Raw genomic sequence first — 1049 nt, forward strand, 5'->3', positions numbered from 1 at the left:
GGCGTTGTTGATTAAATCATTTCATAGAACGTAATCGTTCCAAGACTTCTGCCGATTAAGCAACTTGCTGGCGAACCGGCATACCCAGTCTAATGACGTTGTTCATCGCCTTCACACCAGCCAACGCCTCTGCAACTTGCCCATTGTAATCACGTAAACTTAGCATTGGACTATTCAACTGTTTATATCGGCCCATGGCGGTCTCTGCTAGAGAGCGCTGGTGATAGCCGTTATCGATTTTCCATTGTTTCAGCTGACCCGCTTTCAGTGCTTCTACCGCTTCATTACGTGGATGCCCCTTTTCCCATAACCCCGCATTTGAGCGCGGTGGGATGGTAGCTTTACAGCCTTTACGTCGCAGTAATTGATAACAACCCTTTGTATCATAAGCCCCATCTGCCGATACCTGCGTTATCTTTCGCCGTAAAGGATTGAGCAAGGTCGGCAATACTTCATTATCGCCTACTGACACAAGACTGACTTCAGCTGCAACGACTTCGTGAGTGCTTGCATCTATGGCTAAGTGCAACTTGCGCCATGTGCGGCGTTTTTCGCTGCCATGCTTGCGCGTTTTCCATTCCCCTTCACCAAACACTTTCAGGCCCGTGGCATCGACAACCACATGCGTTATCGGTCCGCGACTGGGGTTGCGGTACTTGATATTGATTGTCTTAGCGCGTTTACTGATAGAGGTGTAATCAGGTGATGTTAGTGGAACATTCATCAATGTAAATAATGAGTTGAGAAAGCCTTCTAGCGCACGCAACGATAAATTAAAGATGCCTTTGACCATCAACGCGGTTTCAATCGCCACATCACTATAGCTAAACCCGCGTCCACGCCCGCCATGATGCTCATGGCAGTACCACGCTTTTACTGCAGCTTCATCCACCCAGAAGGTGAGCGAACCACGGTTCACTAACGCTTGGTTGTATTGCTTCCAATTAACGATTTTACGTATTGATTTGCCCATGTTGCCGTCCTGAAGGTGAGTCAGGAGATCTGATCATGGCAACACCGATTAGTTCACTGATTTGTGCAACAACGCC

Annotated in this window: 1 pseudogene; it reads right to left on the reverse strand. The window is 48.0% G+C overall.

Annotation, left to right across the window (positions count from 1 at the left end):
* Window positions 1-11 precede the first annotated feature (11 nt).
* Window positions 12-973, reverse strand: a pseudogene (locus FW758_RS24590) (IS5 family transposase).
* Window positions 974-1049 lie beyond the last annotated feature (76 nt).

The sequence above is a fragment of the Shewanella sp. 1180_01 genome (genome assembly GCF_052850535.1).